The organism is Streptomyces sp. SID486, from assembly GCF_009865385.1.
GTDB lineage: Bacteria > Actinomycetota > Actinomycetes > Streptomycetales > Streptomycetaceae > Streptomyces.
The window spans coordinates 1-16,273 of record NZ_WWJT01000173.1; the positions used below are offsets into that span (position 1 = coordinate 1).

The following is a 16,273-nucleotide window of genomic DNA, read 5'->3' on the forward strand; positions in this document are numbered from 1 at the left end:
TCCCGGGCACGGCCGGGGGCGCGGGTGCGGCCGGGGGCGCGGGTGCGGCGGCGCCGACGGGGCCGGACGCGCCGGTGCCCCGCCCTCCTGCGCGGAGGGCGGGGCACCGGTGCCGGACGACGGCCGGAGGGCGGAAGGCCGGAAGCCGCGGGTCAGTGGTTGCGCGGGAAGCCCAGGTCCACGCCCGTGGGGGCGTCGGCCGGGTCGGGCCAGCGCGTGGTGACGACCTTGCCGCGCGTGTAGAAGTGCGTGCCGTCGTTGCCGTAGATGTGGTGGTCGCCGAAGAGCGAGTCCTTCCAGCCACCGAAGGAGTGGTAGCCCACCGGCACCGGGATCGGCACGTTCACGCCGACCATGCCGGCCTCGACCTCCAGCTGGAAGCGGCGGGCGGCGCCGCCGTCCCGGGTGAAGATCGCGGTGCCGTTGCCGAACGGCGAGGCGTTGATGAGGGCCAGGCCCTCCTCGTAGGTCTCGGCGCGCAGGACGCACAGCACCGGGCCGAAGATCTCGTCCTGGTACGCCTTCGCGGTGGTCGGCACCCGGTCCAGCAGGGAGATGCCGATCCAGTGGCCGTCCTCGTAGCCCTCGACGGTGTAGCCGGTGCCGTCCAGCACGACCTCGGCGCCCTCGGCGGCGGCGCCCGAGACGTACGAGGCCACCTTGTCGCGGTGGGCCTTGGTGATCAGCGGGCCCATCTCGGACGCCGGGTCGTCGCCGGGACCGATCTTGATCTTCTCGGCCCGCTCGCGGATCCGGTCGACCAGCTCGTCACCGATGGAGCCGACCGCGACGACCGCGGAGATGGCCATGCAGCGCTCGCCCGCGGAGCCGTAGGCGGCCGACACGGCGGCGTCGGCGGCGGCGTCCAGGTCGGCGTCCGGCAGCACCAGCATGTGGTTCTTGGCGCCGCCGAGCGCCTGCACGCGCTTGCCGTTGGCGGAGGCGGTGGTGTGGATGTGGCGGGCGATCGGGGTCGAGCCGACGAAGGAGACGGCCTTGACGTCCGGGTGCTCCAGCAGCCGGTCGACGGCCACCTTGTCGCCGTGCAGGACGTTGAACACGCCGTCGGGGAGTCCGGCCTCGGACAGCAGCTCGGCGATCCGGACGGACGCCGAGGGGTCCTTCTCGCTCGGCTTCAGCACGAAGGTGTTGCCGGTCGCGATGGCGATCGGGAACATCCACATCGGGACCATCGCCGGGAAGTTGAACGGCGTGATGCCCGCGACGACACCGAGCGGCTGGCGCAGCGAGGAGACGTCGACCCGGTTCGCGACCTGGGTGGACAGCTCGCCCTTCAGCTGCACGTTGATCCCGCAGGCCAGGTCGACGATCTCCAGGCCGCGCGCGACCTCGCCGAGGGCGTCGGAGTGCACCTTGCCGTGCTCGGCGGTGATCAGCTCGGCGATCTCGTCGCGGTGGGCGTCGAGCAGCGCGCGGAACCGGAACAGGACGGTCGTGCGCTGGGCGAGCGAGGACTGGCCCCAGGTGGCGAAGGCGTCCTTGGCCGCCGCGACGGCCGCGTCCACCTCCTCGACCGACGCGAACGCGACCTTGGTGGTCACCGCGCCGGTCGCCGGGTCCGTGACCGGCCCGTACGTCCCCGACGCACCTTCGACGGTCTTGCCGCCGATCCAGTGGTTGACGATCTTCGTCATGCCCAGAGACTCCTTCTCACAGATGGCGGCGTCGGGTCGAGACGTGCCGTTCGTACAGCTCACGTGCCTTGACCGCCGACGGTCGGGTCGCGGTCTCGGCCACAGGAACATCCCACCAGGCCTGGGCCGGAGGCGCGCCCGACACAGTGTCGGACGTTTCGGTCTCCACGTAGACACATGTGGGAGTGTCGGCGGCCCGCGCCTCGGCGAGCGCCGCCCGCAGCTCCCGTACGGTCTTCGCGCGCAGCACCCGCATGCCGAGGCTGGCCGCGTTGGCGGCGAGGTCGACGGGCAGGGGGGCGCCCGTGAGGGACCCCCCGTCCGCCGGGAACCGGTACGCCGTGCCGAACCGCTCACCGCCCACCGACTCCGACAGACCGCCGATGGACGCGTACCCGTGGTTCTGCACGAGCAGGATCTTGATCGCGATGCCCTCCTGCACGGCGGTCACGATCTCCGTGGGCATCATCAGGTAGGTGCCGTCGCCGACCAGCGCCCAGACGTTCCGCTCGGGCGCGGCGAGCTTGACGCCGATCGCGGCCGGGATCTCGTAGCCCATGCAGGAGTAGCCGTACTCCAGGTGGTACTGGTCGTGGGAGCGGGCCCGCCACAGCTTGTGCAGGTCGCCCGGGAGCGAGCCGGCCGCGTTGACGATGATGTCCGACTCGTCCACCAGTGCGTCCAGGGCGCCGACGACCTGCGGCTGGGTCGGCCGTACGCCGGGTTCGCCGGCCTCGAAGCAGGAGTCGACGCGCTGTTCCCAGCGCCGCTTGGCCTCGGTGTACTCGGTGACGTAGGAGTCGGCGGCCCGGTGCCCGTGCAGCCCCAGGGCCGCGGTCAGCTCGCCCAGGCCGCTGCGGGCGTCCGCGACCAGCGGGAGCCCGGCCAGTTTGTGGCCGTCGAAGGGCGCGATGTTGAGGTTCAGGAAGCGGACGTCCGGGTTCTCGAAGAGGGTGCCGGAGGCGGTGGTGAAGTCGGTCCAGCGGGTGCCGACGCCGATCACGAGGTCCGCGGTGCGGGCCAGCTCGTCGGCGGTGGCGGTGCCGGTGTGGCCGATCCCGCCGACGTCCTGCGGGTGGTCGTGGCGCAGCGAGCCCTTGCCGGCCTGGGTGGAGGCGACCGGGACGCGGGTCAGCGACGCGAACTCGGCGAGCGCGTCCTCCGCGCGGCTGTGGTGGACCCCGCCGCCGGCGACGACCAGCGGCCGGCGTGCCGCCCGGACCGCCCGGACCGCCTCGGCCAGCTCGGTGGGGTCGGCGCCCGGCCGCCGTACTGTCCACACGCGCGTCGAGAAGAACTCCTCCGGCCAGTCGTACGCCTCCGCCTGGACGTCCTGGGGCAGGGCGAGCGTGACCGCGCCGGTCTCGACGGGGTCGGTGAGCACCCGTACGGCCTGGAGGGCCGACGGGATCAGGGCCTCCGGCCGCGTGACGCGGTCGAAGTACTTCGACACCGGGCGCAGGGTGTCGTTGACCGAGACGTCACCCGCGTACGGCACCTCCAGCTGCTGCAGGACCGGGTCGGCGGGGCGGGTGGCGAAGACGTCGCCGGGCAGCAGCAGGACCGGGACGTGGTTGACGGTGGCCAGGGCGGCGCCGGTGACGAGGTTGGTCGCGCCGGGCCCGATCGAGGTCGTCACCGCGTGCGTGGACAGGCGGTTCGACTGGCGGGCGTACCCGACCGCGGCGTGCACCATGGACTGTTCGTTGCGGCCCTGGTGGTAGGGCATGACGTCGGCGTACTCGACCAGTGCCTGGCCGATCCCGGCGACGTTGCCGTGGCCGAAGATGCCCCAGGTGGCGCCGATCAGCCGCTGCCGTGCGCCGTCCCGCGCGGTGTACTGGACGGCGAGGAATCGGACGAGCGCCTGGGCGACGGTCAGCCGGATCGTCATCGGTAGCCCCCTGTGCCTTCTGTGTGATCGGGGTGGAAGCAGATCCGCCACTCCCGGGTCTCCCCCGGGCCCGCCATGACGTTCAGGTAGTACATGTCGTGTCCGGGCTGGGCGATGGACGGGCCGTGCCAGCCGTCGGGGACGAGGACGGCGTCGCCGGAGCGGACCTCGGCGAGGACGTCGCAGCCGCCCTCGCGGGAGGGGAACACGCGCTGGTAGCCGAGTCCGTTCGGGCCGTCGATCTCGAAGTAGTAGATCTCCTCCAGCTCGGACTCCTCGCCCGGCCGGTGCTCGTCGTGCTTGTGCGGCGGGTACGACGACCAGTTGCCGCCGGGAGTGATCACCTCTACGGCGATCAGCCTGTCGCAGTCGAAGGAGTCGGCGGAGGCGAAGTTGCGCACGCGGCGGGCGCAGGTGCCGCTGCCGCGCTCCTCGACGGGGACCTCCGGCGCGGGGCCGTAGCGGGCGGGGAGTCGTCGCTCGCACTTCGCTCCTGCCAGGGCGAAGCGGCCTCCCGCGCCGGAGGCGATCTGGACCCGGGCGTCCCGGGGGGCGTACGCGAAGTCGGAGACACCCGCGAACACATTGTCCCGGCCCCGGAGTTGGAACTCGACCCGCTCGGTCGCCGCGGTCTCGATCCGTACGGTACAGCCGCCTTCCAGCGGAAGCACGATCCACTCACTGTCACCGGTGGTGAACATATGGCTGCCGCCGGGCGCCGACTCGACGACGCGCAGGCTGCTGTGTGTCCAGCCGGCCAGCTCGGGGCCGATGTCGACGGCGTACCGCTCGTTCGCGGTGGCGCCCCTGGGCAGGTGGGGATCGGTGCTGGTCATGCGGCCCTCACAGCAGTCCTACGGCGGTGTCGACGGCGGCGGCCACGTCGCCGTCCGCCGGGTACAGCAGCGAGCGGCCGACCACCAGGCCGCGCACGGTGGGCAGTTGGAGCGCGCCGCGCCACTTCTCGTAGGCGGCGTCCTGGTCCCCGGGCGAGTCGCCGATGTCCCCGCCGAGCAGCACGGCGGGCAGGGTGGAGGTCTCCATCACCCGGGCCATGTCGTCGGGGTCCTCGGTGACGGGCACCTTGAGCCAGGTGTAGGCCGAGGAGCCGCCCAGGCCGGAGGCGATGGCGATGGACCGGGTGACCGCCTCGGCGGACAGGTCGTTGGCCAGTCTCCCGTCGGGTCCGCGGCGGCTGATGAACGGTTCGACGAACACCGGCAGCCGCCGCGCGGCCATGGCGTCGATGGCGCGGGCCGTGGACTCCAGGGTGGCGAGGGAGCCCGGGTCGGTGTAGTCCACGCGCAGGAGCAGCTTGCCCGCGTCGAAGCCGAGCCGCTCGATGTCCTCGGGGCGGTGGCCGGTGAACCGGTCGTCGAGTTCGAAGCTGGCGCCCTGCAGGCCGCCGCGGTTCATCGAGCCCATGACGACCTTGTGGTCCAGGGCGCCGAGCAGGAGCAGGTCGTCCAGGATGTCGGCGGTGGCGAGGACACCGTCGACGCCGGGCCGGGACAGTGCGAGGCAGAGGCGTTCGAGCAGGTCGGCGCGGTTGGCCATGGCCAGTTGCCGGTCGCCGACGCCGAGTGCGCCGCGGGCGGGGTGGTCGGCGGCGACGATCATCAGCCGTCCGCTGTCGTTCAGCAGCGGCCTGCGGGCCCGGCGGGCGGCGGCCTCCGCGATCGCCTCGGGGTGGCGGGTGCGGATGCGGACGAGTTCGGCGACGTCGGCCCGGGGGCGCCGGCCGGCGTCCCCGCCCTCGGCGTGCGCGCCGGCGACCCGGCCGGCCCTCACAGGACCGCTCCGGCGTCGAGCGCGGCGGCGACCTCGGCGGGGGTGGGCATCGCGGAGGAGCACTCCAGGCGGGAGGCGACGATGGCGCCGGCGGCGTTGGCGTGCCGCATGGCCGTCTCCAGGTCCCAGCCGGCCAGCAGGGCGTGGCAGAGGGAACCGCCGAAGGCGTCTCCGGCGCCGAGCCCGTTGAGGACGGTGACGGGCAGCGGCGGGACCTCGGCGCTCCGGCCGTCGCGGTCGACGGCGAGGACCCCCTTGGGCCCCTGCTTGACGACGGCCAGCTCCACCCCGGTGTCCAGCAGCGCGCGGGCGGCGGCGTGCGGTTCGCGCTCCCCGGTGGCGACCTCCACCTCGTCCAGGTTGCCGACGGCGACGGTGGCGTGGCGCAGGGCCTCGGCGTAGAAGGGGCGGGCCTGGTCGGGGTGGTTCCAGAACATGGGGCGCCAGTCGAGGTCGAAGACCGTGGTGCCCGCCCCGGCGCGGTGGGCGAGGGCCGCGAGGGTCGCCGTACGGCTCGGCTCCTCGCTCAGGCCGGTGCCGGTGACCCAGAAGACCCGCGCCCGGCGGATGGCGTCGAGATCCAGTTCATGGGGGTGGATCTCCAGGTCGGGGGCCTTGGGTCGCCGGTAGAAGTAGAGCGGGAAGTCGTCCGGCGGGAAGACCTCGCAGAAGGTGACCGGGGTCGGCAGTCCGGGGACGGGGGTGACCCAGCGGTCGTCGACGCCGAAGCCGCGCAGCGCCTCGTGCAGATAGGTGCCGAACGGGTCGTCCCCGGTGCGCGTGATGACGGCGGTGTGCCGGCCGAGCCGGGCCGCGGCGACCGCGACGTTCGCCGCCGATCCGCCGAGGAACTTGCCGAAGGACGACACCCGGGCGAGCGGGACGCCGGTCTGCAACGGGTAGAGGTCCACTCCGATCCGCCCCATGGTGATCAGGTCGTAGGCCATCGGCTTCCCTTCGTCACGGCTCTCCCGGCTTTCTAGCCCGTCCACCGAAGCCTGTCAATGTTTTGTCCGGACATTCGGACCAGGTGATGGCCGGAGTGTCACAAATACCCCCTTCCCGTCACACATGTCGCGCCTACGCGGACTCTGGGCCACATCCGCTCAACAGGGGGCCGGTACTGGTCACTCTGCGTCGGCCACCGGGCACAGGCTTGGTGATCGCCAGCGCAGCGCCCGGTCCCCCCGGCGGCCGTGTCAGGCCGCCGCCGCGGTGCGCGCAGGGAGGTGCAACTCATGACCGACCGAAGGCTCTGGTCCTACAAGGAGATCGCGGCGCACATCCGGGTGCAGCCGGACACCGTGCGGTCCTACCGCAAGCACGGGCTGCTGCCCCCGCCCGACCACGTCGAGGGCGGCAAGCCCTACTGGTACGCCGACACCGTCCGCACCTGGGTCGCCTCCCGCCCCGGCAACCGCGGCCGCAGAGACGGCTGACCCCCCGGCGGCGAGCCCGGCACGCCGGCGCCCGGTGACGGCGACCGGGCGCCGACGGCCCTTCCCGACCTGCCGACCTGCCGACCTTCCGGCCCGTCGGGCCGTCTGGCCGTCCGGCTGCCGGGCTGCCGGGCTGCCGGGCCGCCGGGCCGCCGGGCCGCCGGGCCGTCAGCTCCAGGGCTCGATGACGGTGACCCCCGCCCCGGGCGCCGAGTCCATGGCGGCGAGAGCCGCCGGGGCCGCGTCGAGCGTGATCGTCCCGGTCACCAGCAGGCCGGGGCGCAGCACCCCGTCGCGGACCAGGCGGAGCATGCCGGGGTAGGCGTGGGCGGCCATGCCGTGGCTGCCGAGGAGTTCCAGCTCCAGGGCGATCGCACGGGCCAGCGGCACCGGCGTGGTGCCGTCGGCCGAGGGCAGCAGGCCGACCTGGACGTGCCGGCCGCGCCGGCGCAGGCCGTTCACGGAGGCGGCGCAGGTGGCGGGTGAGCCCAGGGCGTCGAGCGAGAGGTGGGCGCCGCCCCCGGTCAGCTCGCGGACGGCGGCGGCCGGATCGGGCACACCGGCGGCGTCCAGGCACACGGCGGCGCCGAACTCCCGCGCCAGTTCCAGGGCCCGGGGCGAGACGTCGACCGCGACCACCCGGGCACCCGAGGCCGCCGCGATCATCACCGCCGACAGGCCGACCCCACCGCAGCCGTGCACCGCGACCCACTCCCCCGCCGCCACCCGGCCCTGCCGCACCACGGCCCGGAAGGCGGTGGCGAAGCGGCAGCCGAGGGCGGCGGCGGTGGCGTACGGCATGTCGTGCGGGAGTCCGACGAGGTTGACGTCGGCGTGGTCGAGCGCGACGTACTCGGCGAAGGAGCCCCAGTGGTGGAAGCCGGGCTGGGTCTGCCGTTCGCACACCTGCTGGTCCCCCGCCGCACAGGAGGGGCAGGCGCCGCAGGCGCAGACGAACGGCACGGTGACCCGGTCGCCGGGCCGCCACCCGGTCACCCGTCCGCCCACCGCCTCGACCACGCCGGCGAGTTCGTGCCCCGGCACATGCGGCAGCGCGACGTCCGGATCGTGCCCCATCCAGGCGTGCCAGTCACTGCGGCACAGGCCCGTGGCCTCGACACGGACGACCACTCCGTGGGGGGCCGGACGGGGGTCGGGCACCTCACGCACCTCGGCGGGTTCGCCGTACCGCTCGAAGACCACGGCTCGCATGCGTGCTCCTTCCGTAGACCCTGCGCGCAGGCTAGACCCCGGGAGTCCGCGGCGGCTCCCTCGCCACCGGAAGCCCCTGGTGGGTGCCCGGCCCGGCGGGGCGGGACGGGGCACGGCACGCCGGAGCGCCTTGCGGTCCCCCTACGTTGGAGAAATACCCCCTAGGGGTATAGTGTCATCAAGCGTGGGGTTCCTCGTGGACCCCTTTGCCCCACACGCCTCGACGAGGAGTAACGACATGAGCGCCCAGACCGACACCCCGGGCTCCGTCACCAGCGTCTACCAGGTCACCGGCATGAGCTGCGGCCACTGCGAGGGCTCCGTCTCCGCCGAGATCTCCCGGCTCCCGGGCGTCAGCTCGGTGAAGGCGGTGGCGTCGACCGGTGAGGTGACCGTCGTCTCCGAGGCCCCGCTGGACGACGAGGCCGTGCGCGCCGCCGTCGACGAGGCCGGCTTCGAGCTGGCCGGCCAGATCTGAGAAAGACCCCCCTTTCCCCGACCGGACCGTGCCGACCAGCTGATACTGGATCCGTACGGTCCGGTCCGATGTCTGGAGTCCGGACATGACCAGCACCAGCGCCACGACGACGGCCGGGACAGCCGACGGCGGCCGGGTAGAACTGCTCATCGGCGGGATGACCTGCGCCTCCTGCGCCGCCCGGGTGGAGAAGAAGCTCAACCGGATGGACGGCGTGAGCGCCACCGTCAACTTCGCCACCGAGAAGGCCGCGGTCACCTTCGCCGACGGCGTCCGGGTCGCCGACCTGATCGCCACCGTGGAGCGGACGGGCTACACCGCCGAGGAACCCGCACCGCCGGAGCCCGCGCCCGAGGCAGAGCCGAAGACCCCGGCACGCGACGCCGAACTCGACGCCGCCCGGCACCGCCTCCTCGTCTCCGCGCTGCTCGCGGCCCCCGTGGTCCTGCTCTCGATGATCCCCGTCCTGCAGTTCGACAACTGGCAGTGGCTCTCGCTCACCCTCGCCGCACCGGTCGTCGTCTGGGGCGGGGCCCCCTTCCACCGCGCCGCCTGGACCAACCTCCGGCACGGTGCCGCCACCATGGACACCCTCGTCTCGGTCGGCACGCTGGCCGCGTTCGGCTGGTCCCTGTGGGCGCTGTTCCTGGGCGACGCGGGCATGACCGGCATGCACGACGAGTTCCGCCTCACCGTCTCGCGCATGGACGGCGCCTCCACCGTCTACCTGGAGGTCGCCGCCGGGGTCGTCGCGCTGATCCTGCTCGGCCGCTATCTGGAGGCCCGCTCCAAGCGGCGCGCCGGGGCCGCCCTGAAGGCGCTGATGGAACTGGGCGCCCGGGACGTGGCGGTGCTGCGGGAGGGCCGCGAGGTGCGCGTGCCGGTGTCGTCGCTGGCCGTCGGCGACCGGTTCGTCGTACGGCCCGGCGAGAAGATCGCCACCGACGGCACGGTGGTGGAGGGCGTCTCCGCGGTGGACGCGTCCATGCTGACCGGCGAGTCCGTGCCGGTCGACGTCGGCCCCGGCGACCGGGTCACCGGCGCGACGGTCAACGCGGGCGGCCGGCTGGTCGTGGAGGCCGCCCGGGTCGGCGCGGACACCCAGCTCGCCCGGATGGCGAAGCTGGTGGAGGACGCGCAGACCGGCAAGGCCGAGGTGCAGCGGCTCGCCGACCGCATCTCCGCCGTCTTCGTCCCCGTGGTCCTCCTCATAGCGCTCGCCACCTTCGGCGTCTGGCTGGGCGTCACCGGCGACGCGGTCGCGGCGTTCACGGCCGCCGTCGCGGTGCTGATCATCGCCTGCCCCTGTGCGCTGGGCCTCGCCACGCCGACCGCGCTGATGGTGGGCACCGGGCGTGGCGCCCAGCTCGGCATCCTGATCAAGGGCCCCGAGGTCCTGGAGTCCACGCGCCGCGTGGACACGGTCGTGCTGGACAAGACCGGCACCGTCACCACCGGCCGGATGAGCCTGCAGTCGGTGTACGCCGCCGACGGCGTGGACGAGAAGGAGCTGCTGCGGCTCGCCGGCGCCCTGGAGCACGCCTCCGAGCATCCCGTGGCCCGCGCGATCGCCGCCGGGGCCGAGGAGCGCGCCGGACGGCTGCCTGCCGTCGAGCACTTCGAGAACGTGCCCGGACGCGGGGTGCGGGGACGCGTGGACGGCCGCGAGGTGGCCGTGGGGCGCCTGTACGACGAGCTGCCGCAGGACGTGGCCCGGGCGGCCCGGGAGGCCGAGCGGCAGGGGCGTACGGCCGTCGTGGCGGGCTGGGACGGGCGGGCCCGCGGCGTGCTGGCCGTCGCCGACACGGTCAAGGACACCAGCGCGGAGGCGGTCCGCGCCCTGCGCGGACTGGGCCTCACCCCCGTGCTGCTCACCGGGGACAACCGCACGGTCGCCGAGGTGGTGGCGAGGGCCGTCGGCATCGACGCGGAGCACGTGGTCGCCGAGGTGCTGCCCGAGGACAAGGTGGAGGCCGTACGGCGGCTCCAGCGCGAGGGACGGGCCGTGGCGATGGTCGGCGACGGCGTGAACGACGCCGCCGCGCTCGCCACCGCCGATCTGGGCCTGGCCATGGGCACGGGCACGGACGCGGCGATCGAGGCGGGCGACCTGACACTGGTGCGCGGGGACCTGCGGGTGGCCGCGGACGCGATCCGGCTGGCCCGCCGCACGCTGACCACCATCAAGGGCAATCTGGTGTGGGCCTTCGGCTACAACGTCGCCGCGCTGCCGCTGGCCGCCGCCGGCCTGCTGAACCCGATGATCGCCGGGGCCGCGATGGCCTTCTCCTCGGTCTTCGTGGTCACCAACAGCCTCCGGCTGCGGTCCTTCCGGTGATCCGGCCGCAATCGCCCTGATCGATCTCCCGGTCCCCCTGGAGTCCGACGCGCACCTCACATAAGCTCTTCACAAGGCTCGCGCATCATCCTTACGCTTGGGTCCCGATCGACGTATCGGGGCTCTTGCGCACTTAAGGGACATATGCAAGAGACGCAGATCACAGTGATGCGAACGTAACCATCGAAGGGGTTCGAAGGTCTAAGTTGGCGATGTCAGACCAGCGTCTTGGGGGGCGCTGACTGGCCTCTGGGGATGTCTTGGGGGACTTCCTCAGATGGGGGTACCTCCCGGCTCGAACGAAGTTCAGAGCTTGGGGGAGCGTTGCCGGGGCACGTACACCGGGAAGCTTTGAGCGGCCCTCCCAGCGTGCGTTGTCCCGGCAGATCGCACCGCATCACTGGAGTACGGCGAGTTCGGCTCGTCGTGCTCAGACAGCGATTCAGGCGCTGTCCTCTCCGAGCGCCCGGCCGGATCCCGTGGGGGGAATCCGCACCGGGACATGGGAAGGCGCCCTGGTCGTCGGCCCGTGGGGGGACCGGCGTCAGGGCGCCTTCCGCTTTGCGCGCTTCTTCTTCCGCTTCTTCCGCTTGCGCGTCACCGGCTCAGGGCCCGCCCCGGCGGGCAGACCCTGGTACTCGGTGGCTCAGCGCTCCTCGACGGGGACGAAGTCCCGCTCGACGACGCCGGTGTAGATCTGGCGCGGACGGCCGATGCGGGAACCCGGCTCCTTGATCATCTCGGTCCACTGGGCGATCCAGCCCGGCAGCCGGCCGAGGGCGAACAGGACCGTGAACATCTCGGTCGGGAAGCCCATGGCCCGGTAGATCAGGCCGGTGTAGAAGTCGACGTTCGGGTAGAGCTTGCGCTCGACGAAGTAGTCGTCGGAGAGCGCGTGCTCCTCCAGCTTCAGAGCGATGTCGAGCAGCTCGTCCGACTTGCCCAGCGCGGAGAGCACGTCGTGCGCGGCGGCCTTGATGATCTTGGCGCGGGGGTCGAAGTTCTTGTAGACCCGGTGGCCGAAGCCCATCAGGCGGACGCCGTCCTCCTTGTTCTTCACCTTCCGGATGAAGGTGTCGACGTCGGAGCCGGAGTCGCGGATGCCCTCCAGCATCTCCAGCACCGACTGGTTGGCGCCGCCGTGCAGCGGGCCCCACAGGGCGCTGATGCCGGCCGAGATCGACGCGAACATGTTGGCCTGCGAGGAGCCGACCAGGCGGACCGTGGAGGTCGAACAGTTCTGCTCGTGGTCGGCGTGCAGGATCAGCAGCTTGTCCAGGGCCGCCACCACGACCGGGTCCAGGTCGAACTCCTGGGCCGGGACCGAGAACGTCATGCGCAGGAAGTTCTCGACGTAGCCGAGGTCGTTGCGCGGGTAGACGAACGGGTGGCCGATCGACTTCTTGTACGCGTAGGCCGCGATCGTCGGAAGCTTCGCGAGCAGCCGGATCGTGGAGAGGTCACGCTGCTTCTCGTCGAACGGGTTGTGGCTGTCCTGGTAGAAGGTGGACAGCGCCGAGACCACCGAGGACAGCATGGCCATCGGGTGCGCGTCGCGCGGGAAGCCGCGGTAGAAGTTCTTGACGTCCTCGTGCAGCAGGGTGTGCCGCGTGATGTCGTCCTTGAACGCCGTCAGCTGGTCGACGGTGGGCAGTTCGCCGTTGATCAGCAGGTACGCCACCTCAAGGAAGGTGGAGCGCTCGGCCAGCTGCTCGATGGGGTAGCCGCGGTAGCGGAGGATGCCCGCCTCGCCGTCGAGGTAGGTGACGGCGGATTTGTAGGCGGCCGTGTTGCCGTAGCCGCTGTCCAGCGTCACCAGACCGGTCTGGGCGCGGAGCTTCCCGATGTCGAAGCCCTTGTCGCCGACGGTGCTGTCGACCACCGGGTAGGTGTACTCGCCGTCGCCGTACCGCAGTACTACAGAGTTGTCGCTCACGTCTTCCCTCACCGACGTAGTGCCTCATCTTCGAGGTGCCCTGACTGTCTCTACCATCCCCCATTTGGCTCAGGAGAGTGCACTCGGGGTCGACCATTGGGCCTTTTGGCGGCACTCAGTGCCGTCAACCTGCTCATCCTGCCCCCTCGGAGGCTCATCTGGAAATGCTCTGTGACCTTCCTGACTCATTTGATCGATCATTTCCGGCGAGCCTGAAGTCGAGGGCCGTGCACCGCCGTCCGGCCGACACCGTGCGCACCGCCTGCCCGATCGCCTTGCGTGAACCGACGAGGACGACCAGCCGGCGGGCCCGGGTGACCGCCGTGTACAGCAGGTTCCGCTGGAGCATCATCCATGCCCCGGTGGTGACGGGAATCACCACGGCGGGATACTCGCTCCCCTGGGAACGGTGGATGGTCACCGCGTACGCGTGGGCCAGTTCGTCCAGTTCGTCGAATTCGTACGGAACCTCCTCGTCCTCGTCCGTCAGTACGGTCAGCCGCTGGTCGACCGGATCGAGCGAGGTGACGACACCGACGGTGCCGTTGAAGACGCCGTTCTCCCCTTTGTCGTAATTGTTGCGGATCTGGGTGACCTTGTCGCCGATCCGGAAGACTCGGCCGCCGAACCGCTTCTCCGGCAGGTCGGGCCGCCCCGGGGTGATGGCCTGCTGCAGCAGCCCGTTGAGGGTTCCCGCCCCGGCCGGGCCCCGGTGCATCGGCGCCAGCACCTGGACGTCCCGGCGCGGGTCCAGCCCGAATCTGGCCGGGATCCGCCGCGCGGCCACGTCGACGGTGAGCCGGCCCGCCGCTTCGGTGTCGTCCTCGACGAAGAGGAAGAAGTCCTTCAGACCGTCGGTGAGCGGATGCTGCCCGGCGTTGATCCGGTGCGCGTTGGTGACCACTCCGGACTGCTGGGCCTGCCGGAAGACCCGGGTGAGCCGGACGGCCGGGACGGGACCGCCCTCGGCGAGCAGGTCCCGCAGCACCTCCCCCGCTCCCACGCTGGGCAGCTGGTCGACGTCCCCCACGAACAGCAGATGGGCCCCCGGCGGTACGGCCTTCACCAGCTTGTTGGCCAGCAGCAGGTCCAGCATCGACGCCTCGTCCACGACGACCAGGTCGGCGTCGAGCGGCCGGTCCCGGTCGTAGGCGGCGTCCCCGCCGGGCCGCAGTTCCAGCAGCCGGTGCACCGTGGACGCCTCGGCACCGGTCAGCTCCGACAGCCGCTTGGCCGCACGGCCGGTCGGAGCGGCCAGCAGCACCTTGGCCCGCCGGGCCCGGGCCAGCTCCACGATCGAGCGCACGGTGAAGGACTTGCCGCAGCCCGGCCCTCCGGTCAGCACGGCGACCTTCTCGGTCAGCGCCAGCCGGACGGCCGCCTCCTGCTCGGGCGCCAGCTCGGCCCCGGTGCGCGTTCTCAGCCAGCCCAGCGCCTTGCCCCAGTCCACGTCCCTGAAGCCGGGCATCCGGTCCTGGTCCGTGCGCAGCAGCCGCAGCAGCTGCGCGGAGAGGGACAACTCGGCGCGGTGGAAAGGCACCAGGTAGACGGCGCTGACGGGCTCCGGGCCGCCGTCGGGCCCGGGCACCCGCTCCCGGACGACCCCGGGGTCCTCGCCCTCTTCGGGCGGGCGGCCCAGCTCGGCGAGACATTCGATGACCAGCCCGGTGTCGACCTGGAGGAGCTTGACGGCGTCGGCGATCAGCCGCTCCTCCGGCAGGAAGCAGTTCCCCTGGTCGGCGGACTGCGACAGCGCGTACTGCAGGCCGGCCTTCACGCGCTCGGGGCTGTCGTGCGGGATGCCGACCGACTGGGCGATCTTGTCGGCCGTGAGGAAGCCGATGCCCCAGACGTCCGCGGCGAGCCGGTACGGCTGCTCCTTGACCACCGCGATCGACGCGTCGCCGTACTTCTTGTAGATCCGCACGGCGATGGAGGTGGACACCTCGACGGTCTGGAGGAAGAGCATGACCTCCTTGATCGCCTTCTGCTCCTCCCAGGCGTCGGCGATCTTCCTGGTCCGCTTGGGACCGAGCCCCGGCACCTCGACGAGCCGCCCGGGCTCCTCCTCGATGATCCGGAGGGTGTCGACGCCGAAGTGCTGCGTGATGCGGTCGGCGAAGACCGGGCCGATGCCCTTGACCAGGCCGGAGCCGAGGTAGCGGCGGATGCCCTGCACCGTGGCGGGCAGGACGGTCGTGTAGTTCTCGACGTGGAACTGCTTGCCGTACTGCGGGTGGGACCCCCAGCGGCCCTCCATCCGCAGGGACTCCCCCGCCTGGGCACCGAGCAGTGCGCCGACGACCGTGAGCAGGTCGCCGGCGCCTCTTCCGGTGTCGACCCGGGCGACCGTGTAGCCGTTCTCCTCGTTGGCGTACGTGATCCTCTCCAGCACGCCTTCGAGTACGGCGAGCCGCCGTTCGCCCGTGGGGGTCCCCGCCTGTTGAGCCATGATCCGACGGTACCGGTGGGGTGTGACAGCGGGCACCTCCCCCGTGGGTGCCCGCCGGGGGCTCACGACTGGCAGTTGGTGAACGTGCTGCTGGTCTGCACGCTGTAGATGCTGGCGCCGCCCGTGGAGTCGTTCTTCAGCGGAACGGTGAGGGTGTCGTCGGCCGTCCACGCGAAGCCGTTCCTGTCGAACGTCCACGTGCCGGTGACCCGCGTCGCCAGTTCCGACAGGGCGACCCAGCCGTACTTGTTCGGCGGGATCGTCGCGGACACCGAGTTGCCCAGGTCCTCGGTGATGCTCAGGCTCACGTTGCCCGAGACGGTGCTCGCCACGGAGGTGGTGATCGGGGACGCCGCGCCCGTTCCCAGTGACGCCGACAGCTGCCAGCCCAGCGAGCTGGACCACCCGGTCTGCTTGTTGATGCTGAAGGTGTAACCGGCGGGACTCTCCGACCCGTTGTACCAGACGGGAGAGACGCACTGCTTCGGCAGCGGGGCGGCCGGCGTCTGGCTCCGGGTGCTCCAGGAGCAGGTGGAGGTGTCCTTCGCGCACCGCGCGGCGGCGTAGTCGACGGCGAGGTCGCGCGCGTCCGCGGCGGCGGTACCGGTGCCGGACAGGACCCACCTCTGCGCGGTCGTGCCGTTGCAGGAGTAGTTGTCGGTCCAGGCGTCGTCGTAGTTGGCCGCGTACCAGACGTCGAGACAGGAGTTGTCCCGCTTCTGCCTGATCATGAAGGTGGCCGTGCTGCCCGTGACGGGCTGGAAGTACCACTGCTCACTCGCCCGGCCGTCGCAGGACCGCTGCCGCAGCGGTGTCCCCGCGTCCACGCACTTGCCGGTGTCGGAGTTGACGATGCTGAACGAGCCGTCCGACCGGTCGGGCTGCAGGCGCCACTTCTGGTGGTACCCCGGCGAGCTGTTGGTGACGATGAAGACGCCGTCACCGGTGTTGCCGTTCTGCGCGTCGAGGTTGCGGCCGTTGTTGACGTTGGTGATCGTGATGCCGTTCAGGCCGGTCGGGTCCGTCGCCGTCGCTCCGGCCGCCGCGTGCGCCGCCGGGTGCGCCGCCGGGTGCGCCG

Annotated in this window: 12 protein-coding genes; 3 read left to right on the forward strand and 9 right to left on the reverse strand. The window is 72.0% G+C overall.

Going from position 1 to position 16,273, the window contains the following annotated elements; translation table 11 throughout:
- Window positions 1–152 precede the first annotated feature (152 nt).
- The 5 genes from mmsA to iolC all read right to left on the reverse strand — a co-directional run bounded on the left by mmsA (window position 153) and on the right by iolC (window position 6,287).
- Window positions 153–1,655 (reverse strand): CoA-acylating methylmalonate-semialdehyde dehydrogenase, encoded by a 1,503-nt coding sequence (mmsA, locus tag GT045_RS08410; RefSeq protein ID WP_161333787.1) that lies wholly within the window; start codon window positions 1,653–1,655, stop codon window positions 153–155.
- Window positions 1,656–1,671: 16 nt separating this feature from the next.
- Window positions 1,672–3,549, reverse strand: coding sequence for a 3D-(3,5/4)-trihydroxycyclohexane-1,2-dione acylhydrolase (decyclizing) (gene iolD / locus GT045_RS08415; RefSeq protein WP_161333788.1), 1,878 nt, complete (start codon window positions 3,547–3,549; stop codon window positions 1,672–1,674).
- Window positions 3,546–4,385 (reverse strand): 5-deoxy-glucuronate isomerase, encoded by an 840-nt coding sequence (iolB, locus tag GT045_RS08420; protein WP_161298426.1) that lies wholly within the window; start codon window positions 4,383–4,385, stop codon window positions 3,546–3,548. Before iolB ends, iolD begins: the two co-directional genes overlap by 4 nt.
- A gap of 7 nt (window positions 4,386–4,392) precedes the next feature.
- A complete protein-coding gene (locus GT045_RS08425) occupies window positions 4,393–5,253 on the reverse strand; it encodes a deoxyribose-phosphate aldolase (RefSeq protein WP_161333793.1) in 861 nt (286 codons plus the stop codon).
- 83 nt (window positions 5,254–5,336) lie between these two features.
- On the reverse strand, window positions 5,337–6,287 hold the full coding sequence (iolC, locus tag GT045_RS08430) for a 5-dehydro-2-deoxygluconokinase (RefSeq protein WP_161333789.1): 951 nt from the start codon (window positions 6,285–6,287) through the stop codon (window positions 5,337–5,339).
- A 291-nt stretch (window positions 6,288–6,578) separates the two neighbouring features.
- Here iolC and GT045_RS08435 point away from each other — a divergent pair, with 291 nt between their 5' ends.
- Window positions 6,579–6,779: a MerR family transcriptional regulator gene (locus tag GT045_RS08435; protein WP_161294131.1), complete on the forward strand. Its 201-nt coding sequence runs from the start codon at window positions 6,579–6,581 to the stop codon at window positions 6,777–6,779.
- A 168-nt stretch (window positions 6,780–6,947) separates the two neighbouring features.
- Here the strand turns inward: GT045_RS08435 and GT045_RS08440 are convergent, their stop codons facing one another.
- Window positions 6,948–7,991, reverse strand: a complete 1,044-nt coding sequence (locus tag GT045_RS08440; RefSeq protein WP_161294129.1) for a zinc-dependent alcohol dehydrogenase family protein — start codon at window positions 7,989–7,991, stop codon at window positions 6,948–6,950.
- 238 nt (window positions 7,992–8,229) lie between these two features.
- Between GT045_RS08440 and GT045_RS08445 the strand changes: the two genes are divergently transcribed.
- A complete protein-coding gene (locus GT045_RS08445; protein ID WP_161294127.1) occupies window positions 8,230–8,469 on the forward strand; it encodes a heavy-metal-associated domain-containing protein in 240 nt (79 codons plus the stop codon).
- An 85-nt stretch (window positions 8,470–8,554) separates the two neighbouring features.
- The gene (locus GT045_RS08450) at window positions 8,555–10,807 is read left to right on the forward strand and encodes a heavy metal translocating P-type ATPase (RefSeq protein ID WP_161333790.1); all 2,253 of its coding nucleotides are present in this window, start codon (window positions 8,555–8,557) and stop codon (window positions 10,805–10,807) included.
- A 646-nt stretch (window positions 10,808–11,453) separates the two neighbouring features.
- Here GT045_RS08450 and GT045_RS08455 read toward each other — a convergent pair.
- The 3 genes from GT045_RS08455 to GT045_RS08465 form a co-directional block, all read right to left on the reverse strand.
- Entirely contained in the window at window positions 11,454–12,743 is a 1,290-nt protein-coding gene (locus GT045_RS08455; RefSeq protein WP_161294123.1) for a citrate synthase, read from the reverse strand.
- A 154-nt stretch (window positions 12,744–12,897) separates the two neighbouring features.
- The gene (locus GT045_RS08460; RefSeq protein ID WP_161333791.1) at window positions 12,898–15,195 is read right to left on the reverse strand and encodes an ATP-dependent RecD-like DNA helicase; all 2,298 of its coding nucleotides are present in this window, start codon (window positions 15,193–15,195) and stop codon (window positions 12,898–12,900) included.
- A gap of 62 nt (window positions 15,196–15,257) precedes the next feature.
- Window positions 15,258–16,273 (reverse strand): RICIN domain-containing protein (locus tag GT045_RS08465; RefSeq protein ID WP_161333792.1); only part of this gene is annotated, 1,016 nt, incomplete at its 5' end.